The organism is Rhodococcus sp. Chr-9, from assembly GCF_000801125.1.
In the GTDB taxonomy this organism is placed as follows: Bacteria; Actinomycetota; Actinomycetes; order Mycobacteriales; family Mycobacteriaceae; genus Rhodococcus; species Rhodococcus pyridinivorans.
The window spans coordinates 62,941-86,524 of record NZ_JTIZ01000106.1 but is presented as its reverse complement, the minus strand read 5'-3'; the positions used below and the strand labels follow the sequence as shown (position 1 = coordinate 86,524).

The 23,584-nt window shown below is 70.1% G+C and carries 20 protein-coding genes and 2 pseudogenes; 15 read left to right on the top strand and 7 right to left on the bottom strand.

Annotation, left to right across the window (positions count from 1 at the left end; all coding sequences use genetic code 11):
- Positions 1–33: 33 nt before the first annotated feature.
- Both QR64_RS16530 and QR64_RS16525 read right to left on the bottom strand, forming a co-directional pair.
- A complete protein-coding gene (locus QR64_RS16530; protein ID WP_024103477.1) occupies positions 34–744 on the bottom strand; it encodes a phosphoribosyltransferase in 711 nt (236 codons plus the stop codon).
- Between the two features lie 39 nt (positions 745–783).
- Entirely contained in the window at positions 784–2,085 is a 1,302-nt protein-coding gene (locus QR64_RS16525; protein ID WP_039586270.1) for a TrpB-like pyridoxal phosphate-dependent enzyme, read from the bottom strand.
- Between the two features lie 115 nt (positions 2,086–2,200).
- On the opposite strand from QR64_RS16525, the gene QR64_RS16520 reads away from it, so the two are divergent.
- The 3 genes from QR64_RS16520 to QR64_RS16510 are packed head-to-tail and all read left to right on the top strand — an operon-like array spanning position 2,201 to position 5,773.
- Positions 2,201–2,773: a TetR/AcrR family transcriptional regulator gene (locus QR64_RS16520; RefSeq protein WP_039586269.1), complete on the top strand. Its 573-nt coding sequence runs from the start codon at positions 2,201–2,203 to the stop codon at positions 2,771–2,773.
- Positions 2,770–3,852, top strand: a complete 1,083-nt coding sequence (locus QR64_RS16515; RefSeq protein WP_039586267.1) for an SDR family oxidoreductase — start codon at positions 2,770–2,772, stop codon at positions 3,850–3,852. Before QR64_RS16520 ends, QR64_RS16515 begins: the two co-directional genes overlap by 4 nt.
- A 40-nt stretch (positions 3,853–3,892) precedes the next feature.
- Entirely contained in the window at positions 3,893–5,773 is a 1,881-nt protein-coding gene (locus QR64_RS16510; protein ID WP_039586265.1) for a DEAD/DEAH box helicase, read from the top strand.
- Between the two features lie 60 nt (positions 5,774–5,833).
- On the opposite strand, the gene QR64_RS16505 is transcribed toward QR64_RS16510, so the two are convergent.
- Positions 5,834–7,735 (bottom strand): ABC transporter ATP-binding protein, encoded by a 1,902-nt coding sequence (locus QR64_RS16505; protein WP_039586264.1) that lies wholly within the window; start codon positions 7,733–7,735, stop codon positions 5,834–5,836.
- An 89-nt stretch (positions 7,736–7,824) separates the two neighbouring features.
- Positions 7,825–8,415 carry a hypothetical protein gene (locus QR64_RS16500; RefSeq protein WP_039586263.1) on the bottom strand — a complete coding sequence of 197 codons (591 nt, stop codon included), beginning with the start codon at positions 8,413–8,415 and terminating at the stop codon, positions 7,825–7,827.
- A 125-nt stretch (positions 8,416–8,540) separates the two neighbouring features.
- On the opposite strand from QR64_RS16500, the gene QR64_RS16495 reads away from it, so the two are divergent.
- The 4 genes and pseudogenes from QR64_RS16495 to QR64_RS16485 all read left to right on the top strand — a co-directional run bounded on the left by QR64_RS16495 (position 8,541) and on the right by QR64_RS16485 (position 10,637).
- A complete protein-coding gene (locus QR64_RS16495) occupies positions 8,541–9,278 on the top strand; it encodes an ABC transporter ATP-binding protein (RefSeq protein WP_019288102.1) in 738 nt (245 codons plus the stop codon).
- Positions 9,275–9,585 (top strand): annotated as a pseudogene (locus QR64_RS28100) (ABC transporter permease); the annotation flags it as partial. The gene QR64_RS16495 and the pseudogene QR64_RS28100, both read left to right, overlap by 4 nt.
- A 1-nt stretch (position 9,586) precedes the next feature.
- Positions 9,587–10,029, top strand: a 443-nt coding sequence (locus QR64_RS28095) for an ABC transporter permease (RefSeq protein WP_235367189.1), incomplete at its 5' end; no start/stop codon positions are given.
- A complete protein-coding gene (locus QR64_RS16485) occupies positions 10,026–10,637 on the top strand; it encodes a TetR family transcriptional regulator (RefSeq protein ID WP_006553927.1) in 612 nt (203 codons plus the stop codon). The genes QR64_RS28095 and QR64_RS16485, both read left to right, overlap by 4 nt.
- 100 nt (positions 10,638–10,737) lie before the next feature.
- Here the strand turns inward: QR64_RS16485 and QR64_RS16480 are convergent, their stop codons facing one another.
- Positions 10,738–11,508: a deoxyribonuclease IV gene (locus tag QR64_RS16480; protein WP_006553928.1), complete on the bottom strand. Its 771-nt coding sequence runs from the start codon at positions 11,506–11,508 to the stop codon at positions 10,738–10,740.
- 78 nt (positions 11,509–11,586) lie between these two features.
- On the opposite strand from QR64_RS16480, the gene QR64_RS16475 reads away from it, so the two are divergent.
- From QR64_RS16475 to QR64_RS16450, 6 genes and pseudogenes are all read left to right on the top strand, one after another.
- The gene (locus QR64_RS16475) at positions 11,587–12,363 is read left to right on the top strand and encodes an SDR family NAD(P)-dependent oxidoreductase (protein ID WP_006553929.1); all 777 of its coding nucleotides are present in this window, start codon (positions 11,587–11,589) and stop codon (positions 12,361–12,363) included.
- Between the two features lie 91 nt (positions 12,364–12,454).
- Positions 12,455–13,213, top strand: a pseudogene (locus QR64_RS16470) (ABC transporter ATP-binding protein); the annotation flags it as partial.
- 1 nt (position 13,214) lies between these two features.
- Positions 13,215–15,641 (top strand): ABC transporter permease (locus QR64_RS16465; protein ID WP_039586416.1); only part of this gene is annotated, 2,427 nt, incomplete at its 5' end.
- 49 nt (positions 15,642–15,690) lie between these two features.
- Positions 15,691–17,325: alpha/beta hydrolase (locus QR64_RS16460; protein ID WP_318025582.1), on the top strand; the 1,635-nt coding region annotated here is incomplete at its 5' end.
- A complete protein-coding gene (locus tag QR64_RS16455) occupies positions 17,322–17,816 on the top strand; it encodes an LppA family lipoprotein (protein WP_006553933.1) in 495 nt (164 codons plus the stop codon). The genes QR64_RS16460 and QR64_RS16455, both read left to right, overlap by 4 nt.
- An 83-nt stretch (positions 17,817–17,899) precedes the next feature.
- Positions 17,900–18,901 (top strand): hypothetical protein, encoded by a 1,002-nt coding sequence (locus QR64_RS16450; protein ID WP_039586261.1) that lies wholly within the window; start codon positions 17,900–17,902, stop codon positions 18,899–18,901.
- Between the two features lie 84 nt (positions 18,902–18,985).
- Here QR64_RS16450 and QR64_RS16445 read toward each other — a convergent pair whose 3' ends face one another.
- Complete coding sequence (locus QR64_RS16445) at positions 18,986–19,945, bottom strand: glycerate kinase (protein WP_039586259.1); 960 nt, start codon at positions 19,943–19,945, stop codon at positions 18,986–18,988.
- Positions 19,942–20,847: a hydroxymethylglutaryl-CoA lyase gene (locus QR64_RS16440; RefSeq protein ID WP_006553936.1), complete on the bottom strand. Its 906-nt coding sequence runs from the start codon at positions 20,845–20,847 to the stop codon at positions 19,942–19,944. The genes QR64_RS16445 and QR64_RS16440 overlap by 4 nt, the downstream gene beginning before the upstream one ends.
- Before the next feature lie 210 nt (positions 20,848–21,057).
- Between QR64_RS16440 and QR64_RS16435 the strand changes: the two genes are divergently transcribed.
- Together QR64_RS16435 and QR64_RS16430 are read left to right on the top strand one after the other, a co-directional pair.
- Complete coding sequence (locus QR64_RS16435) at positions 21,058–21,249, top strand: hypothetical protein (protein ID WP_006553937.1); 192 nt, start codon at positions 21,058–21,060, stop codon at positions 21,247–21,249.
- Between the two features lie 216 nt (positions 21,250–21,465).
- Positions 21,466–23,541 (top strand): hypothetical protein, encoded by a 2,076-nt coding sequence (locus QR64_RS16430; protein WP_006553938.1) that lies wholly within the window; start codon positions 21,466–21,468, stop codon positions 23,539–23,541.
- Positions 23,542–23,584: the final 43 nt, after the last annotated feature.

The following is a 23,584-nucleotide window of genomic DNA, read 5'->3' as shown; positions in this document are numbered from 1 at the left end:
AACAATGCTACCCGCCGGTAACGAGGATTGCCACTATCGGATCGTCTCGTCGGATTTCCCGGTACCGGAAGTACCAGTATTTCGGAGAAGGAGAATCGCTTCGTCGTCGCCGAGCTGATGGAAGTCGTCGTAGGCGGCGCCGACGCTGTCGGTGTCCACCGGCGTCCACGGGCAGATCACCTCGTCGGCCGTCCGGCCGGCCCGGCGCAGTGCGTCGGGGGAGGCCACCGGCACCGCGAGGACGACCCGGGTCGCTCCGGAGGCGCGCGCGGCGAGGCATGCCACCGCGGCCGTCGCACCTGTGGCGATGCCGTCGTCGACGACGATCGCCGTGCGGCCCTCCAGCGGCACCCGGGTGCGACCGGCACGCAGGCAATCGGCACGTCGAGCCAGTTCGGCCAGCTCGCGTCGCTCGACGGCCGCCACGGATTCGGGGGCGATCCGCCCGCGCCGGATCACGTCGTCGTTGAGGACCCGGAAGACGGCGTCCTGCGTGGTCGATTCCCCGGCGGTTCCGGGACCCGGTCCTTCGGCGATCGCGCCCATCGCGAGTTCGGGATGCCAGGGCACGCCCAGTTTGCGCACCACGAGGACGTCCAGGGGCGCATCGAGGGCTGCGGCGAGTTCACGGGCGACGGGAATGCCGCCGCGAGGTAGTGCGAGGACCACCGGGTCGGCGTCGCGCAGGTGCCCGGCCGACCGGGCGAGTCGCCGGCCTGCCTCCTCGCGTGTGGCGTACCCCACACCTCCAGTATGGGACGGTCCGCCCGGGCGGGCGAGCACTCACCGCCCGGACGGACCGGGGGGATCTCGGTCGAGCTCGCCCGACAGGTACGAGTGGTAGGCGGGCAGATCGAGCTGGCCGTGGCCGGACAGGCCGATCACGATGACCTCGGGTTCGGTGAGGCCCCGCGCGTACTCCGCGGCCGCGGCGATCGCGTGCGACGACTCCGGCGCCGGCACGATGCCCTCGTTCCGGGCGAAGAGCACCGCCGCGGAGAAGGCATCGGTCTGTGCCACGGACTGTCCCTGCACGTAGCCGAGCTCGACGGTGTGGCTGAGCAACGGCGCCATGCCGTGATATCGCAGCCCGCCGGCGTGGATCGGATCCGGGATGAAGTCCTGGCCGAGGGTGTGCATCTTGAGCAGCGGCGTCAGGCCCGCGATGTCGCCGTGGTCGTAGCGGTACTCGCCCTGGGTGATGGACGGGCATGCGGCCGGTTCGACGGCCACCACGCGCGTCGCGGCACGCTCGTGCAGCACCTCGCGGATGAACGGGAACGCCAGACCGGCGAGGTTCGAGCCGCCGCCTGCGCAGCCGAACACGACGTCGGCGTTCTCCTCACCGGCCGCGCGCAGCTGCGCGACGGCCTCGAGGCCGATCACGGTCTGGTGCAGCACGACGTGGTTGAGCACGCTGCCGAGGGTGTAGCGGGCGGCCGGGTCCTTCACCGCGACCTCGACGGCTTCGGACACGGCGATGCCGAGGGAGCCCGGGGTGTCCGGATGGTCGGCGAGGACCTGGCGGCCCGCGTCGGTGAGTTCGGACGGGCTCGCGTGCACGGTGCCGCCGTAGGTCTCGATGAGGAACCGGCGGTAGGGCTTGGAATCGTACGACGCGCGCACCTGCCACACCTCGAGGTCGATCCCGAACTTCGCGCACGCGAAGGACAGGGCCGAACCCCACTGCCCGGCACCGGTCTCGGTGGTCAGCCGGGTGACACCGTCGATCGAGTTGTAGTACGCCTGCGCGACCGCGGAGTTGACCTTGTGGCTGCCGACCGGGCTCACGCCCTCGTACTTGACGTAGATGTGGGCCGGGGTGCCGAGGGCCTTCTCGAACGACCGCGCCCGGATCAGCGGGGTGGTGCGGTAGTTGCGGTAGGCATCGCGGACGGGTTCGGGGATCTCGATGTCCGTCTCGGTGGACAGTTCCTGTTCGATCAGGCCCTTCGCGAACAGCGGGGCGAGGTCGTCCGCCGTGATCGGTTCCTTCGTGCCGGGGTGCAGGTGCGGCGGCGGAGCGACAGGCAGGTCGCCGGCGATGTTGTACCAGTGGGTGGGAATGCTGACGGGCTCCGACACCGGGTCGTCCTTTCGGTCTGCAACGAGAACTCGTTCAGTGTGCCAACGCACACATCGACGCCCGTCGGCGGTGTGGCCCCTACCTAAAATATGTAGACCGGTCTATTATTTTGGCGTGACCACCAAGGGAGCGCGAACCAGGACGCGCATGATCGACACCGCGCTCGAACTCATCCAGACCCGCGGCTACCACGGCACCGGGCTCGCACACATCACCGCCGGCGCCGCGGCACCGCGCGGCTCGCTCTACTTCCATTTCCCCGGCGGCAAGGACGAGCTCGTCGTCGCCGCCCTCGACCGGGTCGGCGCGGAGTTCACCGGCCTGCTCGAGTCGCTGATCGCCGACGGCCGGGGCGCCGGCGCCGTCGTCTCGGCCGTGTTCGACGACCTCGCTGCCCGGCTCGAACGCTCCGATTTCGCGGCCGGCTGCGCGGTCGCGTCCGTCGCCGTCGACGCCGCCGCCGAGAACCCCGCGCTGCAGGAGAGCTGCGCCCGGGTGTACGAGTCGTGGCGGGTCGTCCTCGAGCAGCTCCTCGTCCGGGACGGCGTGCCGAACCCGGCAGCGCTCGCGGGTGCGATCGTCGGTCTCGTCGAAGGCGCGACCGTCGTTGCGCGGGCGCGACGCGACACCGCCCCGCTGCACGAGGCGAAGGCCGTCGTGCTCGACCTGATCGGAGCCTCACGATGAACGGGGCAGCGACGAACGGGGCAACCGTGGTGTTCGGCGCGACGGGCTTCATCGGCCGCGGGCTGCTGCGCGAACTGCTCACCGGACCGGACGACGGCCGGATCGTCGCGGTCGTGCGCTCGGCGGAATCCGGGGCCCGGCTCCGGGAGCGGCTCGCGGGCGACGGCGTGCCGATCGACCGGCTCTCGGTTCACCTCTTCGATCCCGACGCCGCGGAGATCTCCCTCGAACCGGCGGTGCCGGAGGTGCGCGACGTCCACAACCTCGCGGCCGCGTTCGCCTTCGGCATGACACCGCAGGCGGCGCGCGCGGTGAATGTCGTTCTGGCCGAGAAGATCACCCGCTTCGCCGCCGCGTCCGGGGCGCGCCGGCTGATCCACGTCAGCGGGTATCGCGTCGGTGCGCATCCGACGATGCCGGTGCCGTGGCCGCCGCGTCACCGGCGCCGGATCTACGGCAGGCTCGGCGCCTACGAAGCGTCCAAGATCGAAGCCGACGCGGTGGTGCGCGCGCTCGCGGCCGCGCTGAACGTCCCGCTCACCGTCGTCAATCCCGGCACCGTGATCGGCGACTCCCGGACGGGGGAGGCCGACCAGTACCTGGGCCTGGCGGAACTCGTGCTGCAACTGTCCCGCGGGCAGCTGCGGGCGGTGCCCGGCTCCCGGGGCACCGTGGTGCCCGTCGTCACCGTCGACCACCTCGCACGGTTCCTGGCGCTCGTGCCGCGGGACCCGCAGGCCGCGGGGCAGGCGTACTGGGTTCTCGACGACGCGACGCCGGCGCTGCCCGAACTCGTCGCCCTGGTCGCGGGGGAGCTGGGTGTGCCCGCGCCGCGTCGTCTCGTTCCCGTCGTCGCGCTGCGGATCCTGCCGGCGTGGCTCACCGGGGCGCAGAAGGAAACGCTGAGCTTCGTCAGTACCGACACGTACCCGACGGCGTCGGCCACTGCGTTCGCGCGCAGGCACGGGCTCGAATATCCACCGGTGCGGCCCGCGCTGCGACGCTGGGCGAAACACCTCGCCGCGACGGCTCCGGACCGGCGACTCGAGGGTGCCGGAGGGAGGTCGGGGCGCCGATGATTCGAGGTCAGCGACGCTCATCCGATAAACTGCAGGTCAAATGAGTGATACTGTGCAAGACCCCGACGCCGAAAACGCCACCCCCACGTTCGCCGATCTCGACATCGATGCCCGTGTGCTGCAAGCGCTTTCGGATGTGGGCTACGAGTCCCCGTCGCCGATCCAGGCGGCGACCATCCCGCCGCTGCTGGAGGGACGGGACGTCGTCGGTCTCGCTCAGACCGGCACCGGCAAGACCGCCGCGTTCGCGGTGCCGATCCTGTCCCGCATCGACACCTCGAAGAAGCGTCCGCAGGCGCTGATCCTTGCGCCCACGCGCGAGCTCGCGCTGCAGGTCGCAGAGGCTTTCGGCAAGTATTCGGCGCACATCCCCGGGTTGCACGTGCTGCCCATCTACGGTGGCCAGGCGTACGGGGTGCAGCTGTCGGGGCTGCGTCGCGGCGCCCAGGTCATCGTCGGCACCCCCGGACGTGTGATCGATCACCTTTCCAAGGGCACCCTCGACATCTCGGAGCTCGAATTCCTCGTGCTCGACGAGGCCGACGAGATGCTCACCATGGGCTTCCAGGAGGACGTCGAGCGGATCCTCGCCGACACCCCGGACACCAAGCAGGTGGCGCTGTTCTCCGCGACGATGCCCGGCGCGATCCGCCGGCTGTCGAAGCAGTACCTCAACGACCCCGAAGAGATCACGGTCAAGTCGAAGACCACGACCTCCTCGAACATCTCCCAGCGCTGGGTGCTGGTGTCGCACCAGCGCAAGCTCGACGCCCTGACCCGCATCCTCGAGGTCGAGTCGTTCGAGGCGATGATCATCTTCGTCCGGACCAAGCAGGCCACCGAAGACCTCGCCGAGCGGTTGCGTGCCCGCGGCTTCTCGGCCGCCGCGATCAACGGCGACATCGTGCAGGCCCAGCGTGAGCGCACGATCAACCAGCTCAAGAACGGCACGCTCGACATCCTCGTCGCGACGGACGTCGCCGCGCGTGGTCTCGACGTCGAGCGCATCAGCCACGTCGTGAACTACGACATCCCTCACGACACCGAGTCGTACGTGCACCGCATCGGCCGCACAGGCCGCGCCGGCCGCACCGGCGACGCGCTGCTGTTCGTCGCTCCGCGCGAGCGTCACCTGCTCAAGGCGATCGAGCGGGCCACCCGCCAGCCGCTCGCCGAGATGCAGCTGCCCACCGTCGAGGACGTCAACGCCCAGCGCGTGTCGAAGTTCAACGACTCGATCACCGAGGCGCTCGCCTCCGATCACCTGCAGCTGTTCCGCACGTTCATCGAGGACTACGAGCGCGAGCACGACGTGCCGCTCGCCGACATCGCGGCCGCGCTGGCGGTGCTGTCTCGCGACGGCGAGTCGTTCCTCATGGAGGCCGAACCCGAGCCGGTCGCACCGCCGCGCCGCGAGCGCGAACCGCGCGAGCGTCCGCCGCGTCGCTTCGACGACGGGCCGAAGGTCGGTCGCGACGGCCAGGAGATGACCACCTACCGCATCGCCGTGGGCAAGCGTCACCGCGTGCAGCCCGGTGCGATCGTCGGTGCCATCGCCAACGAGGGCGGACTGCGTCGCGGCGATTTCGGGCACATCAGCATCCGTGCCGATCACAGCCTCGTCGAGCTGCCGAAGGATCTGTCGCCGCAGACCCTCGACGCGCTGCGCTCCACCCGCATCTCGGGCGTGCTCATCCAGCTGCAGCCCGACTCCGGCGCACCGTCCGGACGTCCCAGCTCGTATCGCGGACGCGACGACCGTCGCGGCGACGATCGACGCGGGGGAGACCGTCGCGATCACGGCAAGCGTGATCGTGGCGGCAAGCGCGAGTACGGCGACAGCCGTGGTGGCCGCTCCGGCGACTTCACGCACCGCAGCGACCGCAACGATCGTGGTGGTCGCGGCGGATACCGCGACTGAGACCGCCGGCCGATCCACTCGGCCGGGACGTCGGCGGTGGCACCGTCGACGTCCCGGCGCTCATGCGTCGAGTATGGGGGTTCCCACCGATACCTTCGGTCCCGAATCGGCGAACTGCGTGCGGTACAGCTCCGCGTAGCGGCCGCCCGCCGCCAGGAGATCGTCGTGGTTGCCGCGTTCGACGATGCGCCCGGCCTCGACGACCAGGATCTCGTCGGCGGCGCGGATGGTCGACAGGCGGTGCGCGATGACCACCGACGTGCGACCCTCGAGCGCCTCGGTCAACGCCTCCTGCACAGCGGCCTCCGAGGTCGAATCGAGATGGGCGGTGGCCTCGTCCAGGATCACCACCCGCGGATGGGCGAGCAGCAGTCGCGCGATCGTCAGCCGCTGACGCTCACCACCCGAGAGCCGGTAGCCGCGTTCGCCGACGACCGTGTCGAGTCCGTTCGGCAACGACGCGATCAGGGGCTCGAGGCGTGCGCGACGTAGGGCGTCCCACAGTTCGTCCTCGCCGGCTTCGGGGCGGGCGAGCAGCAGGTTGTTGCGGACCGTGTCGTGGAACAGGTGACCGTCCTGGGTGACCAGCCCGACCGTCGCGCGGATCGAGTCGGCGGTCAGTTCGCGGACGTCCGCTCCGCCGAGCAGCACGGCGCCGGAATCGACATCGTACAATCGCGGGATCAGTTGTGCGATGGTCGATTTGCCCGCGCCGGACGATCCGACCAGTGCGATCATCCGGCCCGGTTCCACGCGGAACGACACGTCGCGCAGCACCTCTTCGCCGCCCCGCGAATCGAGCACCGCGACCTCCTCGAGGGAGGCGAGCGAGACCTTGTCGGCGGACGGATACGCGAAGGTGACATCCCGGAGTTCCACCGAGACCGGACCGTCGGGCACCGGCCGGGCGTCGGGCGACTGCTCGATCAGCGGTTTCAGATCGAGGATCTCGAAGACCCGCTCGAAGCTCACCATCGCACTCATGACGTCCATGCGGGCACTGGCCAGCGCCGTCAGCGGCGAGTACAGGCGCGTGAGGAGCATCGCCATCGCGACCACCGAACCGGGATCGAGTTGATCCCGCAGGGCGTAGAAACCGCCGAGGCCGTAGACGAGCGCGAGCGCGAGCGCGGACACCAGCGTCAGGGCCGTGACGAACACGCTCTGCAGCATCGCGGTGCGCACCCCGATGTCGCGGACCCGCGTCGCCCGGACGGCGAACTCCCTCGACTCCTGCGCCGGACGGCCGAACAGCTTGACCAGGGTGGCGCCTGGAGCCGAGAACCGTTCGGTCATCTGCGTGTTCATCACCGAGTTGTGGTTGGCGGCCTCCCGGCTGAGCTGCGCGAGCCGGGCGCCCATGTGCCGGGCGGGAATCACGAAGATCGGGAGCAGCAGAAGTGCGAGAAGGGTGATCTGCCAGGAGATCCCGATCATCACCACGAGAGTGATCGCGAGGGTGACGATGTTGCCCACCACGCCGGACAGGGTGTCGCTGAAGGCACGCTGCGCACCGATGACGTCGTTGTTCAGGCGCGAGACGAGCGCGCCCGTACGGGTTCTCGTGAAGAAGGCGACCGGCATGCGCTGCACGTGGTCGAAGACCGTGGTGCGCAGATCGAGGATGAGATCCTCGCCGATGCTCGCCGACAACCAGCGGTTCGCGATCCCGAGGCCGGCCTCGATCAGTGCGATCGCGGCGATGATCACCGCGAGCAGCACCACGACCGAGACCGCAGCGCCGTCGACGATCGCGTCGATCACCCGGCCCGCGAGTACCGGTGTCGCGACGCCGAGCGCCGCGATGGTCACGCTCAGGACGAGATAGAAGGTGATGTTACGGCGGTGCGGCCGGGCGAACTCGGCGATCCGCCGTAGGCTCGCTCGGGAGAACGGCCTGCGGTCGCTCTCGGCGTGCATCGCGTTGTACATCGCGTTCCACGCGGTGACTTCCATGCTCATGGTGTCGGCCTCCTCGGGTCGCAGCCGAGGCTAGGACCTCGAGTGCGCTCGAGGTCAAGCCTAGGCTCGCACCACGACAGGACGAGGCGTCAGCGAGCCACGTCGATCACCACGCGGGTCGGTCCGGTGAGGGAGTACACCGAGAACGGCGTGCCGTGCGCGGCGACGCCGATGAACGACTGGGTGACACCTTCGAAGACGCCGGACCCGCTGACCTCCACCACGGATCCGCCGGCATCGGCGAGCACGGGATCCGGGCCGGCGTACTGCTCGACACCGCTGTCGAACGGATAGGCCGAGCCGTCGATGAGCACCTGCAGCACGGCGTCGCCGGCGACGGGGACCTCGTTGCCGCTGCCCTGCTGGAGTGCCTCGTCGACGTAGCCGACCCGCCACCCCGGTGTGCCCTCGCCGCCGAGTTCGTAGACCACGCGGTCGAAGCCCTCGTGACGTCCGGTGCGGATGTCGACGACCGTGAGTTTTGCGCCCTCTCCGGCCGGGGAGACCTTCTCGCGCGCGTCGCGCGGGACCTCGTCGGAGGTGGTGGTCTCGGGAGCCGAGGACGTCGGCGTGTCGACCGAGACGGCGGGGGAGGGTGCGGGCTCGTCGGCACCGGCGGAGCATCCCGCCAGGACCAGTGATGTTGCGGTGACGGCCAGGGCGAGACGCGTGTGCTTCATGGGACTCATGGTACGTCGGAGCTCCCGTCGGCCACTGGCGACGCTCGCGGGGGTTGACCGGATCGAGACGTGAGGCGCACAATTCATCCAAGGATGATTTCAACACTCGATGAATTGAGTGGATCATGGCCATCGACCACATCTCCGACGCTGTCGACATCCGCGATCTGCACGTTCGGCGTGGCACCCATCGAGCTCTCGAGGACGTGAGCGTGCGCGTCCCGCGCGGGGCGATCACCGGACTGCTCGGCCCCTCGGGCTGCGGGAAGACCACCCTGATGCGCACGATCGTCGGCACCCAGATCGTCGAATCCGGCACGGTCACGGTGCTGGGCCTGCGCGCGGGCAGCGCCGAACTGCGCCGCCGCATCGGTTACGTCACCCAGTCGCCGAGCGTCTACCCCGACCTGACCGTCACCGAGAACGTCTCCTATTTCGCCTCCCTCTACGGGCGGAAGGGCGCCGCGGTCGCCGACACCCTCGCGGCGGTCGGGCTCACCGACCACGCCGGCAACCGGACGGCGGCCCTCTCCGGCGGTCAAATGGGCCGGGTGTCGCTCGCGTGTGCGCTGGTGGGCGATCCCGAACTGCTCGTGCTCGACGAACCCACCGTCGGACTCGATCCACTGCTGCGCGCCGAGCTGTGGGAGCACTTCCGCGCACTCGCCGACCGCGGCACCACCCTGCTCGTGTCGAGCCACGTCATGGACGAGGCCGGCCACTGCGACGAGCTCGTCCTCCTGCGCGAAGGCCGACTGGTGGCCCAGCTGACCCCGGTCGAACTGCGCGAACAGACGGGGGAGACGGGCCTCGAGAACGCTTTTCTCCGACTCATCCGGAACCGGACGGGAGCACGACCGTGAGCGCCGTCATCTATGCCACCACGACCACCCGCATCCTGCGTCAGTTGCGAGCCGACCATCGCACCGTCGCGATGATCGTGCTCGTCCCGAGCCTGCTGATGACGCTGCTGTACTTCATGTACCAGAACGCCCCCACCGGTCCGGGCGGAGTCTCGCTGTTCGACCGGATCGCCGTCACGATGCTCGGGATCCTCCCGTTCGTCGTGATGTTCCTGGTCACCTCCATCGCGATGCAACGCGAGCGCAGTTCGGGCACCCTCGAACGGCTACTCACGACACCGCTGACGAAACTCGACCTGCTCGCCGGNACGGCAGCGCTTTCTCGCTCGCGGCGGCCGTCCAAGCCGGTCTCGCATGCGTGGTGGCCTTCTGGCTGCTCGACGTCACCAGCGCCGGATCGGTGCTGTGGGTGCTGGTCGTCGCGGTTCTCGTCGCCGTCCTCGGGGTCTCCCTGGGGCTGTTGTGCAGCGCCTTCGCCCGCACCGAGTTCCAGGCCGTGCAGTTCATGCCGGTGATCGTCATTCCGCAGTTCCTGCTGTGCGGGTTGCTCGTCGCCCGGGACGATCTGCCCGACTGGCTGCGCTGGATCAGCAACGCACTGCCGTTGAGCTACGCGGTGGAGGCGCTGCAGGAGATCACCGTGAATCCGGGGGTCACCGCCGTCATGGTGCGGGATCTGATCGTCGTCGCGGCGTTCGCCGCCGCGGCCCTCACACTCGGTGCGGCGACGCTGCGCCGTCGCACCCCGTGACGAGCGAGGCCGGGACGCGGCGCCCCGGCCGCCGTCCCGGGAACTCGGGCGCGCGCGGTGACATCCTCGCGAGCGCCCGGGAACTGTTTGCCGCCAACGGTTTCGACAAGACGACGGTGCGTGCGGTAGCGGCCCGTGCAGGGGTGGACCCGGCGCTCGTGCACCACTACTTCGGCACCAAGCTGCAGCTGTTCACCGCGTCCATCGCGCTGCCGGTCGATCCGCGCGACGTCCTCGCCCCCGTCTACGCGGCCGAACCCGAAAATCTCGGCCGTGCCCTCACGACCGCCCTTCTCGGTGTGTGGGACTCCCCGCACCGCGACGCGGCCGTGGCGATGTTCCGTGCGCAGATCGCCGGGGGCGACAGCGGTCTGATCCGCTCGTTCCTGCTGGAAGTCGCGCTCGCACCGCTGTTCGAGCGTATCGACCGTCCCGTCGGCACCGGCCGGCTGCGGGCCGAACTGGTGGCCACCCAGATGACCGGGATCATGCTGGTGCGCTACATCATCGGACTCGAACCGCTCGCGTCGATGTCGTCGGAGCAGCTCGTCGAGATCGTCGCCCCCACTGTGCAGCGCTATCTGACCGGCGACCTGCCCGGCATGTGACCGCAGCTTCGGGGGCGTGCGCTTCGGTCGGAGACAGAGGCGCGCCGTCGACACGGTGCATCGGTCCGCGCACGACGCAAACGTAGAACGGAGTGTGTCGTCAGGTCGAGTGCTCCCGCAGGAAGGCGATGTCCTCGGCGAGTCCCTCCGCCGGGGTCTCGAGCACGATCGGTGCGTCGGCCTGCACCGCGATCTCCGCGAGCAACTGCGGATCGATCTGCCCGTCGGCGAGATTGGCGTGCCGGTCGCGGGCCGAATCGAACTCGTCACGCGAATTGTTCAGGTGCACCAAATCGATCCGGCCGGTGACCGCACGCACCCGTTCGACGACACCGACGAGATCCTCACCGCCCGCCCAGGCGTGGCAGGTGTCGAGGCAGAAGCCGGGACCGTAGTCGCCGATGGCGTCCCACAGACGTCCGATCGCGTCGATGTAGCGGGCCATCGCGAAGTCGCCGCCCGCCGTGTTCTCGACGAGGATCGGCACCCCGAACCCGCCCTTGTCCTCCTGCCGTTCGAACAGCTTGCGCCAGTTCTCCACCCCGGCGGCGACATCCTCACCCGCGCGCACGTGCCCGCCGTGGACCACCAGCCCGAGCGCACCGATACGCGCGGCCGCCTCGGCGTGGTCGGCGACGGCCTTGCGCGACGGCATCCGCACCCTGTTGTTCAGGCTCGCTACGTTGATGACGTACGGCGAGTGCACCACCACGTCGACGTCCGATGCGAGGATCTCCTCGGTGCGCGGATGCTCACCGGGCTTCGTCCATTTCTGCGGGTCCGACAGGAACACCTGCACCAGATCGGCACCGAGATGTTCGCCCTGACCGATGGGATCGTCGTCCTGCCGGACGTGCGCACCTATCCGCATGTGCCACAGGTTAGGGCAGTGTCCCGCCGACCGGGACCGCAATACCCGGACGTGCCCGGAATCTGCTCGACTCCTCGCATGGGCACACTCGAAGGCGGCAAACTCGACGGCAGGGTCGCGCTGATCACCGGCGCAGGTCAGGGGGTCGGTCAGGGGGTTGCGTTCGCGCTGGCCCGCCAAGGTGTGGCCATCGCGGTCGCCGGCCGGACCGAGTCGAAGCTGATCGACACCGCCGAGCAGATCCGCGCCTTCGGTGGCACCGCCGAGCCGGTCGTGTGCGACATCGCCGATCCGGATGCGATCGCCGCCGCGGTGGACCGCACGGTCAGAGCCTTCGGAGGTGTCGACATCCTCGTCAACAACGCGAGCTTCAATCCGCTCGGGCCGCTGCTCGACCTGAAGCCGGCCGTGCTGGAGAAGGCGTACCGCTCGGGTCCGCTCGCCGCGCTGCACGCCATGCAACTCGTCCACCCGATCATGAAGGAACGCGGTGGCGGGTCGATCGTCAACATGGTCACCTCCGCCGCGGTGCGCTGGGACGCGAGTGGTTACGGCGGCTACGCCTCGACCAAGGAGGCACTGCGGTCGCTGACCCGCACCGCGGCATCCGAATGGGGAGTCGACGGCATCCGAGTCAATGCCATCGCCCCGCACGCCCTTTCGCCGGGCCTGAAATGGTGGACGGAGAAGAACCCGGAGGAGGCCGCCGAGTTCGTGCAAACCATCCCGCTCCGCCGCATCGGCGACCCCGAAGAGGACATCGGGCGCGCCGTGGCGTGGATTGTGAGCGACGACGCACGCTATCTCACCGGCGCGACGATCCCGCTGGACGGGGGTCAGGCACGCTGGGCCTGAGCCACCGCCCCGGCATACACCCGTATCCCCGAATCGAAGATCGGGGTCATCCCCGATGGTGCGGTGGTCCCGGCACCGGGAAGATGGGTGCATGCCACTGCACTCGGCCCCAGCAGCCCGCGCCCAGGACCTGAAGAAGATCTACGGAACCGGAGAAACCGCGGTACACGCCCTCGACGGTGTGACCGCGGATTTCGCCGCCGGTGAGTTCACCGCGATCATGGGTCCCTCCGGATCGGGCAAGTCGACCCTCATGCACTGCCTCGCAGGTCTCGACAGCGCGACCTCCGGAGCGGTCTTCATCGGCGACACCGATCTGACGACCCTGTCCGACAAGGGGATGACCCAGCTGCGGCGCGACCGCATCGGCTTCGTCTTCCAGGCGTTCAACCTCGTCCCCACCCTCACCGCGCTCGAGAACATCACCCTGCCGGTGGATATCGCGGGCCGCAAGATCGATCAGGAATGGCTCGACACCGTCGTCACCCGTCTCGGTCTCACCGACCGTCTCGGACACCGCCCCGGCGAATTGTCCGGTGGCCAGCAGCAGCGTGTCGCGTGCGCGCGTGCCCTCGCGGGCCGGCCGGAGATCATCTTCGGCGACGAGCCGACCGGCAACCTCGACTCCCGCTCGTCCGGTGAGGTGCTGTCCATCCTGCGGGCGGCCGTCGACGAGTTCGACCAGACCGTCGTGATCGTCACCCACGACCCGCGTGCCGCCGGCTACGCCGACCGCGTGGTGTTCCTCGCCGACGGACGCATCGTCGACGAGATGCGCGAACCGACGGCCGAACGAGTGCTCGACCGGATGAAACAGTTCGATCCCGCCTCCGCGGCTCCCGTGGCGGAANTTCATCACCGGTTCGTTCGTCTTCACCGACACACTGCAGCGCACCTTCGACGGCATCTTCGGCGACGTCGCCCAGGGCGTCGACGTCCGCGTCAGCACCGAGCAGTACGGCACCAGCGGTGTCCCGATCGAGGCCGTCGACCAGGTCGTCGCCCTCCCCGGCGTCGAGCGCACGTCCCCGTCGATCGGTGGCGGCATCATCGTCCTCGACTCCGAGGGCGCCGCGATCCAGACCGGAGGCGCACCCGCCGAGGGTTACGCCTACATCCCGCCCGACCGTCTCGTCGGCGAACCGGAGACCTTCGTGGCCGGTGGACCACCCGCGGAGAGCGGGCAGATCGCGCTCAACGAGAGCGCGGCCGAACGCGGTGATCTCTCGATCGGCGACAGCACGACCGTGCTCACCATCTCGCAGGGCATGGTGCCGGTGACCGTCAGCGGCATCTACGAACTCGAGACCGACACCGGCGGCTACATCGGTGCGTTGTTCACCGAGGAACAGGCCTCCCAGCTGTTCACCGACGGCCGGCACATCGGCTTCCTCGACGTCGCAGGCGACGGTTCGCTCTCGCCCGAGCAGCTGCGCGACGAGATTGCGGCAGCGCTGCCCGAGCTGAAGGTGCAGACCGGAGCCGAGGTCACCGAGGAGACCAAGTCTCAGGTCGCCGAGGCCCTGAACTTCCTCAACTACTTCCTGCTCGCGTTCGGCGCGATCGCACTGCTCGTCGGCACGTTCATCATCTACAACACCTTCTCGATGATCGTCGCCCAGCGACTACGCGAACTCGCCCTGCTCCGCGCGATCGGCGCGAGCCGCAAGCAGGTCGGCCGGTCGGTCACCCTCGAGGCCTTCGTCGTCGGTCTGATCGGCAGCATCATCGGTATCGCCGCGGGCGTCGCGCTCGCCTACGGTCTGCGCGCGGCACTGAACGCCGCGGATCTCGGACTGCCGTCGGGCCCGCTGCAGTTGTCCCCGCGCACCGTGATCGTCGCGCTGCTCGTCGGCGTGGTCGTGACGATGGTCAGCGCCTACGCCCCGGCGCGGCGCGCGACCCACGTTCCGCCCGTCGCCGCGATGCGCGAGGAATCCACAGCGACCGTCGAGTCGCTGCGCATCCGCACGATCATCGGTGTGCTCTGCGCGATCGTCGGTGCGGCACTCGTCGTGGTGGGCGCACAGCAGGTCGGTGGCGGCGCGGCTGCGACCGTCGGTATCGGCGCCTTCCTGCTGATCCTGTCGGTGCTGTTCGCGGCGCCGGCGTTGTCCCGGCCCGTCGTGAACGCGCTCGGTGCGGTCTTCGCTCGGCCGTTCGGGGCGATCGGCCGGCTCGCGCGCACCAATGCGACCCGCAATCCGCGTCGCACCGCCGCGACCGCGTTCGCCCTCACCCTGGGACTGATGCTCGTCTCCGTCATCGGGGTATTCGGGTCGTCGGCGAAGGCCAGTGTCGACGCGCTCGTCGACAACGGGGTCGAGGCGGACTTCATGCTCACCGGGCCGCAGATGTTCGGTGTCCCGGCCCCCGCCGCCGAGGCGGTCCGCGGAGTGGACGGCATCGAGGAGGTCGTGCCCGCCTACGGCGTGCAGGCCAAGATCGACGAGGACTTCGAGTTCGGCACCGGAGCGGGCGGGCCCCTCCAGGACGTTCTCGACCTGGACATGGTCGCGGGAGCCTTCGAGGTGACCGGGAACGAGATTCTCGTCTCGCAGGCCTCGGCGGACGACCACGGCTGGGAAGTGGGCTCCACCGTTCCGCTCACCAGTCGCGACGGCGACACCGTCGACACCACGGTCGCCGGCATCTTCGCCGACAACCAGCTGATCGGTCCGTGGGTCGTCTCGCAGGAGCTGTTCGAGCAGTTCACGCCGCCGAACAACCGGTCGGCGCTCGTCGTCCTCATGAACACCGTCGACGGTGCCGATCCGGAGACCGTGCGCGCGTCGATCGAGGAGGCCGTCAAGGACTACGTGATCGTGCAGGTCCTCGACCGTGAGCAGTTCAAGGGTCAGCAGGCGCAGCAGATCGACATGCTCCTCGCGATCCTCTACGGCCTGCTCGCCCTCGCCGTAGTCATCGCCATCCTCGGCATCGTCAACACCCTCGCGCTGTCGGTGGTGGAACGGCGGCGGGAAATCGGCATGCTCCGCGCCGTCGGTATGCAACGCGCCCAGGTGCGTCGCACGATCTACCTGGAGTCGCTGCTCATCGCGGTCTTCGGCGCGGTCGTGGGTGTCGTGCTCGGTCTCGCGTTCGGCTGGGCGTTCGTACGCACCCTCGCCGATCAGGGACTCGACATCATCTCGGTGCCGTGGTCGCAGGTCGTCGGCATGCTCGTCGCGTCCGGCATCATCGGTGTCCTCGCGGCGCTGTGGCCCGGGCAGCGGGCGGCGAAGACGCCGCCGCTCGAAGCGATCAGCGACATGTAGGCAGAAAGTGCAGGTGGACACGAGTTGTCCACAGGCAGTGGAGTTGTCNCCGGCCGTCGTCGGTGCCCCTTATGCTTCCGCGGCAGGGGGTGGTGATGTGCAGGTGGACGATCTGGCGGGGTGGGATCCGGATGCGCTCGAGCGCACGGCGACCGAGCTCGCGGCATGTGCCGATGCCGTCGACGCCGTGGCCGGCGACGTCGCGCGGTCGGCGTCCTTCGGCGACGCCTGGAGCGGTGCGGCGCATGACGGAGCGATGTCCGCATTCGCCTCGTACGGGCGGGATCTCGCGGCACAGGCCGAGTCGTATCGGCGCGTGTCCGCATGTGCGCGGTTCGTCGTGCCGCGACTGCGGGCACTGCACTCCGAACTGGGCGAGCTGCAGACCAGGGCCGCTGCGCGGGGTTTCCCGCTCGACGCCGACGAATTGCTCGCGGCGTCGCTGCGATCGCTGCTCGTCCGTGCCGATGGGCTCGACCGCGAGGCCGCCGCTCGCCTGAGTGTCGAATCCGATCCGCCGGGAACGGTTCTCGGCGAACAGGGTCGCCTACATACCGCGATCGCGCGGTCCGGATCGACGACGCTGCCGGTCCTGCCGGATCCGGCCACCGATCCCGTGCAGGTCGCGCAGTGGTGGAACGGTCTCGACGACACGGCACGCACCGCGCTGGTCGCCGAACATCCCGAACGGATCGGCGCCCTCGACGGACTACCCGCTGCGGTTCGCGATCTCGCCAATCGTGCCCTGCTCGACGACGAACGTCGCCGCCTCGAATCCGTCGCGACACAACTGCGGGCCGAACTCGACGCGATGTTCCTCGGTGGCACCGTGATCGACAGTCTCGGCGTCACCGGACTGTTCACCGACGCCGATGCCGGGCTCGAACAGACGGTGCGGAAGATCGAGGCCCTCGCCGCGATCGACGCGACCCTCGCCCACGGCGACCGGCAATTGCTCGCCCTCGACCTGTCCGGACGCGAAGCGATGGCGGCGGTGGCCGTCGGGGACGTCGACACCGCCGAGCACCTGGCCGTCTTCGTCCCCGGCGCCGGCTCGACCGTGCAGGGCAATCTGCAGGGCTACGACACGCAGGTCGCGGCGCTGCGCGACGCCGCTCGGCTCCACCTCACCGGCGGCGATCCCTCCGTCGCGGCGGTCACCTGGCTGAATTACCAGGCTCCCCAATGGGGATGGGGTCTCGCGTTCACCGAGCGCAGTCCGGTCTCCGACCTCGCCGCCCGGATCGCCGCGCCTCGCCTGGTCGACTTCCTCGACGGCATCGCGGCCTCGCGTCCCGACGACCCGCGTATCACCACGGTCGGGCATTCCTACGGGGCCGTCGTCTCTGGTCTGGCGCTGAGGGAGACCGGTGCGGTCGATGCCGCGGTGTTCGTCGGGGCTCCGGGGATCGGGACCGGCGACGTGACCGACCTGCGGATCCCGCCCGACTCCGCCTATCTCGTCGAAGCCGAGCGCGACATCGTCGCCGACGTCGGAACCTTCGGTGGCGACCCGAGCTTCCTCGACGGCCTGACGCATCTTCCCGCCGGTCCGGGCACCACCACCGCCGGAGTCCCGCTCGCGGGCATCACCGGCCACAGCTCGTATCTCACCCCCGGAACGTCGAGTTCCCACCACATCGCCGGTGTCGTCGCGGGCACCGCAGAACGGAGTACGCCGTGACCTCTGTGTGGAGTTCTCGGCTCGGGGCGTGCGTCGTCGTTCCGGCAGCACTGCTCGCGGCGTGCACCACCACGGTGACCCCGGTCGCGATGCCCGAACCGGTCGCCACGACCAGCGCGGGCGCGGTCGAGTTCTACACCGCCGTGCAGCGCGACGTCCTCACCGCGCTGTCCGCCGAGTTCCCCAGCGTGCGCTTCGAACCGAAGTACGCGAGCACCACCGCGGGATGCACGCTGCCCGACGGCACCTCGGGCCTGACGGTGCACCTCCCGATCCACGGCTCGGGCAGGCCGGTGCCGGTCGACGAACTGGACCGTGCGGCCAGGGTCTTCGAGGACACCGCCGCGCGGGCGGGCTTCCACGGTCGTCATGTGCTGCCTCCGGATACCGGTCTCGCCGTCCGGATGTTCGCGGCCGACGGCTCGTACATCACCTTCGGCAGTTACGTCGCCGCGACCGTCGGACTCACCGTCGGTTGTTACCCGGAGTAGGCCCGGTAGTCGGCTAGGCTCGTCCGAGCGACGGCCGCTCGGGCCGTCGTGATTCGTGCTGGCAGCCGTGGAGGGACGAACAGATGCGCCCGATGCTCGGCATCTCCGTCGACGACGGTGAAGTGTGCGCGGTCCTCGTCGATGCCGACGTTCCGAGTCTCGGTCCGTTCGACTCCCAGCGAGGCTTCGGCGCACCCGGGGACACGCCGGCGGAGGCCGCTGCCGCTGCCGCCTCCGCCATGGCGGAACGTGCCGCCGCGGCGTCGCTGACCCTGTCCGCGGCCGCGGTGGTGACCGGTCCCGAGAACGACGAGGACGCCGAACCGGTCACCGAGGCGGTGCGAGCCGTGCTCGGTATCGACGTCGACACGGTCCTGCTCGACGACGCGCGACTGGCCTTCCTCGCCGGAGCACCCGAACTCGCGGAACTGCCGGTCCTGGCCCTGCACACCCGTACCTACGGCGTCGAATCCGCATCGATGGTCGACGTCCCCTCGCGCACGGTGCTGTCCACGGTGAGTCCCGACGGCGACGAGTTCGGTCCCTACACGCAGTCCCTGCCCGAGGCGATGGACGAAGCGGTCGCCCGCGCAGGCACCTCGCCCGACGCGGTGGTCTTCCTCGATCTGCGTCCCGGCGACGCCCGTCCGGCACGAGAACTCGCCACCGTCCTCGGTGTTCCCTTCGTGACTCCGCACGGGGTGCCCTGGCATCGCGCGACCGGTGCCGCGCTCGTCGCAGCCGCCCGCCGTTCCCCGACGGTCGTCGCCGCGCCCACGAACCGTCGTCGCGGCACCGTCCTGCCGGCCATGCTCGTCGCGCTCGTCGCCCTGCTGGGTGGGGGACTGGCCGTCGCGGTGAGCAGCGGCGTGCAGGCGGAACGCTCCGCGCCCGGACTGCAGACGGCCGTGGCGCCGCCGCCGTCGCCGGTGCCGTCGCCCGATCGCGCACCCGTCGCCGACCCGTGCTCCGAGGCGCGACCGGCATCGTGGCCGGCCCACGCGTCCGATCCGGTCGACCCGGTGCCGACGCCCGAGACGCCCACCGAGATTCCCTGCGGCAGCGCACCTCCCACCGCTCCGTGATCGGCCGGTGATCGGGCGCATTTCTCAGGTGCGCAGTGCCGAAAGGCGCATCTCTCAGGTGCGCAGTGCCGAAAGGTACATCTCTCAGGTGCGCAGTGTCCGACCGGCGCGCGTCAGCGATTCCGCATCGGATGCGACGACGACATCGGCGAACCGCTCGCGGTAGTCGCCGAGGTCGTCGCCGACCGAACCGACCACCGCGACCACCGGAACGTCGCTGCAGCGCGCGAGGATCGCCGAGACGATCTTGCCCGCCCGCGACTGGCCGTCGAGCCGTCCCTCGCCGACCACCACGAGATCGGCGGTGCGCACGGCGTCGTCGAATTCCACTGCGTCGAGCACGAAGTCGGCTCCCGACCGCAGTTCTGCACCGAACCGCGACCACATCCCACCGGAGAAACCCCCGGCCGCTCCGGAGCCGTCGACCTCCCGCGGGTCGCGGGGGAGGGTCAGCGCCCTCTCTTCGAGGCGGCGCGTGAGCAGCGCGACGGCTGCCGTATCGGCGCCCTTCTGCGGCCCGAAGATCCGTGCCGCATCGGTGTAGCGGGTCGTCACGTCGGACAGCACGGTGACGCGGGCGTCGTCGAGCCCACCCCGCTCGTCGATCGCGGCGATCGCACCTGCGCCCCCGTCGGTCGTCGCCGACCCACCGGCCGCGACGACGATGTGCCGTGCTCCGCGCCGGACGGCTTCGGCCATGACCATCCCGGTGCCGTAGGTGTCGGCGGTGACGGCGTCGCGCGGACCGTCGTGCGGAGTGGTGATGCCGCTCGCCGTCGCGAGTTCGACGACGGCCGTGCCGTCCGGCGACATCCCCAGCAGTCCGCGGCACGGTGCGCGCCACGGGTTCACGGCCTCGACCTCGATCCGGACGAGACCGAGCGGCCCGGCGAGCGCGTCGAGAGTGCCCTCGCCGCCGTCCGCGACGGGCATCCGGATCGCGGTGTGCCCGGCGCTCTCCACACCGGAGGCGATCGCGTCGGCGACCTCGACGGCGGTGTAGGTGCCCTTGAAGCTGTCGGGGGCGATCAGGATGCGGGTCACCGGAGGGCCCAGTCGAAGGCCTCGGCCTCGGAGCGGGCGCCCTGCCGGGCACGCGACCGGTTCGGTTCGTCCAGTTCGGCGACGATGTCCTCGCCGAGCCGGACCAGGGCGCCGAAGACCTCCGGGTCCAGCCACGACGGGCGGGTCGCGAACAGCAGGTCCTCGCTCGCGGTGTTGCCGCTCGCACCCGGTGCGAACGGGCACCCGCCCAGGCCGGCGAGTGCGCCGTCGACGACGGTCGCCCCGGCGTCGATCGCGGCGAGGCTGTTGGCGACACCGAGACCCCACGTGTCGTGACCGTGGTAGACGATCCGTCGGTCGGGGGATTCGGCGGCCAGGCGCGCGACCAGCGACGACACCTGGCCGGGCACGGCCTGGCCCAGGGTGTCGGCGACGACGATGTCGGCGGCCCCGTCGGTGCGCGGATCGCATGCGATCTCCACGACCCGGTCGGGATCGACCGGCCCGTCGAACGGGCACGTGAACGCCGTGGCCAGGCACAACTGGATACCGCCGCCGACGGCGTGGGCGCGTTCGATCGCCGCCGGCATCGCGGCGATGCTGTCCGCGGTGTCGCGGCCGATGTTGGCGCGGTTATGGGCGTCGGAGACCGAGAAGCAGTACTGGAACCGTCGGGCACCGGCCGCGATCGCCTTCTCGACGTGGCGCGGCGTGGCGACCCAAATCCAGCAGCGGTCGAGTTCCTCCTCGGTCAGCGCTGCGACGAGGTCGAGGGTGTTCGCCATCGGCGGCACGAGGTCGGCGCGGGCCAGGGACCCGATCTCGAGTTCGGGCACGCCCGCGGCGAGCAGCGCCCGGACGATCTCCACCTTGCGTTCGGTGGGGAGCAGTTTGCCGGTCAGCTGCAGTCCGTCGCGCAGCGTCACGTCGCGCAGGATCACGTCCGTGCATGCTCGGTCACTCGTCGGTTCCGCCACTGTTTCCGCCTCCCCGTCGTGTTCCTGCCGACCCCACCGTCTCGAACCGCACCAGTATGCCCCGGTCACCGTGCGGGCACGATCCGTCGACACACCGATGGACTTTCGCGAGGACTGTGACAGATGACACTATCCTCACCGTTCTGATCGTGAATTGCCGGAAGGTGCGGGGAAATGGCTTCGGTCCTGGGAAAAGTACTGCTCTGGATCGCTCTGCTGGGGGGACTGGCCGGGGCGGTGATCGCCGTGTGGGCGCTGCACGTGAACGGGCTGGTGGCCTCGCTCATCGTCGCGTCGGTGACGGGACTCGTCCTGCTGCGGCTGCGCCCGGAGGCGCGTGACGACTCCGACATCGCGCTCACCTGAGCGGTCGACCTCGCGATCACCTGAGCGGTCGACCTCGCGATCACCTGAGCGGTCGACACCGCCCTCACCTGACGGGAAACGGGGCGTTCGGACTGTAGGGTGAGAACCGGCGTCCGGGTCGAGGGCGCCTCGCGTGGACGCGCTGCACGAGCGCGCCGTCGACGCCGGAGAGGGGGCCCGCGGCCTCCGCCGGGCGTGGAAGAGGAGCATCGGTCAGTGTCGCTGTGGTCTCGTGCCTTGTCGTCGGACGAACTCGACAGTCGTCGCTGGGTGGATCTGATGCCGTGGATCGACCGCTACGGATCGGCCCGCACCGCCGCCCTCGGGGCACTCGTGTCGTCGTCCCGCTGGTGGGAGAACGAGTCGCCCGCCGAGACCTGCGAGCACACCGAGATTCCCGAACTGTGCGCCGAACTCGCCCACATCTACGTCACCGACCACCCGGAGCTGCGCTTCGCGGACGGTCTGCTGCGTGAGGACGAAGTGCCCGTGGCCGCACTCGATCTCGGTCCGGCCGCCGCGACCCTCGTCGCGCGCCTCCCGCACGCACCCACCACCGCCGAATTGTTCAGTCGCAGTCCGGCCGATCTGCTCGGGATCCGCGGCGCCGACCGCGACGCGGTGGAGGAGATCGTCTGCGCCGCGCTCGTCGCGACGGTGCTCCGCGAACCGGCCACCCTCGAAGCCGATCCGCGTGCCGCGCGGGTGCCCGCCGCGGCGCTGCTCCTCGACGACCTGGCGGCGCTGGCGCGGTGGAGTCGCGTGTGCGGCCGCGACGATGCTCCTCTCCTGCTGGCCGTGATCGACGACGGGGCGCCGGAGGAGATCCAGGACGCCGCGGCCCGGTTGCGGGCACTCACCGCCCGCGACCTGCCGGTGGCGGCGCCGGCCGATCCGATCGCCGAACTCACCGACTACCTCGAGGGCTTGCCCGACGCGGAACGCACGGCCTTGCGGCGCCGCGTCCACGACGGCGTCGACGACCCGGCCGGGCCGTCCACCTTCCCATTCGGCACGGCGGTCGGCGACCTGCTCGCGGCGTTGCGCGTCGACGTGCGGCCGGTGGCGGCCTTCGACCGGATGGTGCGCACCCACCCGGTGCTGGGCCGGACCGTCCAGGGTTTCGACGTGCCCCTGTGGCGGGTGTTGCACCGTCTCGACGACCGTTTCGAGGTCGCGGACGGGTGGATCGCGGTACCGGATCTGCCCGACGCCGAGAAGCAGACCCGCGGACTGCTCTCGGAGTTCGAATCACCGAACGGTGTGGTCGAGCCCGCCGCCGTGAAGGCCGTGTGGTCGCTTCCCGACGACGAGTTCGAGGCGTGGACCCGGTACTGCGGCACGACGACCTTCGAAGGCCGTTTACTGTCCCCGCCGGACGGGCTCGCCGGACGTGCCGCTCAGGTCCTCGAGGTTCTCGGCGACCCCCTGACCGCCGACACGCTTGTCGCGCGCATGGGGGTCAATGCCGACGTCCACACCCTCGTCTCCGAACTCGCCGACGACGAGCGCTTCACATCCGACGGTGAACGTTGGGCGCTGGCCGAGTGGGACGTCGACGTGGTCACCGCCATCCGCAACCGCATCGCACGGCTGGTCGATGCCCGCGGCGGAAGCGCCGATCGCGACATGGTGGTCGCCGCGCTCGTCGACCGATTCGGCATCTCGGAGGATTCCGCCCGGACGTTCACGGCCGGAGGGGATTTCGAGGTCGTCGACGGCCGTGTCCGGCGTCGTCACCGCTCGCACGTCCCGATCGCCCTGCCCGAGCGCACACGCCGCCTCTACCGGCTGGGGGAGGCCTGGCGCCTGCGCATCCCCGCGACCCGCGACCACCTGCGGGGAGCCGAGTTCACGGTTCCGTCCGCCGTCGCCGCGATCGCCGGGTGCGCACCGGGTGGGCATGTGGTGCTCCCGTCCCGCCTGGGCGGCCAGACCCTGCGCTGGACGGGACCGGTGCCGCGTCTGTCCTCGATCCGCCGGTTTCTCGAGGACGTCGGGGTGGAGGAGGACAACGAGCTGCTGCTCGAGGTCCGCACCGACGGCCGGTTCGACGTCCTGCCGCTGCGCACCGTCGCCGACAACGCCGAACCGCTGCGCAAGGCGCTCTCGCTCATCGGCCACACCGAACCGGAAACCGTACCCGAGGAGCGGATCGCGTCGGCGTTGGCGTCCGCTCTCGGCCTCGACGGGGAGTCGCGCCCGCGCCGGATCCTGTCGGCCTACCGGGCCCGCAGGGAGACCGAAGTGGTGGCCCTGCTCGAACAGGCGTGGGTCCGTGTCCCGAACTGAGCGGGAAGTGGGTGCGCGTCCCGAACTGAGCCGGAAGACGTGA